Source organism: Microvirga aerilata (genome assembly GCF_016743775.1).
Lineage (GTDB): Bacteria > Pseudomonadota > Alphaproteobacteria > Rhizobiales > Beijerinckiaceae > Microvirga > Microvirga aerilata.
In genome coordinates, this window is record NZ_JAEQMY010000368.1 from 1 (window position 1) to 581 (window position 581).

General features: G+C 64.7%; 1 protein-coding gene. It reads right to left on the minus strand.

Features of this window, described 5'->3' with window-relative positions; genetic code table 11:
• A partial coding sequence (gene galE / locus JKG68_RS32850) for a UDP-glucose 4-epimerase GalE (RefSeq protein ID WP_202066667.1) occupies positions 1–581 on the minus strand: 581 nt, incomplete at both ends.

Genomic DNA, 581 nt, shown 5'->3' on the forward strand with positions numbered 1-581 from the left:
GCGCCGTGGCCGTAGCCGCAGTTCATGATCGTGCAGTCGCCTCCGTTGCGCAGGTGGTCCAAGGCGACCAGATGGGCGCGGGCGAGATCGTTGACCTGGATGTAGTCGCGCACGCAGGTGCCGTCCGAGGTCTCGTAGTCCGTGCCGAACACGTCGAGATGGGGCCGCTGGCCCAGCGCCGCCTGCGAAGCCACTTTGATCAGATGGGTGGCCTGCGGGGTCGACTGGCCGGAGCGGCCCTTCGGATCGGCGCCGGCCACGTTGAAGTAGCGCAGGATCGCATAGCGCAGCCCATGAGCCGCATGGGCATCCTGCAGCATCCACTCGCTCATGAGCTTGCTGCGGCCATAGGGGTTGATCGGCGCAAGAGGCATGTCTTCCGTGAGCAGAGGCGCCTCGGCGTTGCCGTAGACCGCTGCCGTGGAGGAGAAGACGAAGTTCTTCACGCCCTTCGCCACCGCGGTCTCGATGAGCGCGCGGGTCTTGACCGTGTTGTTGAAATAATAGGCCAGCGGATCGGTGACCGATTCCGGCACGACGATCTTGGCGGCAAAGTGCAGGATGCTGTCGACACCATGCTC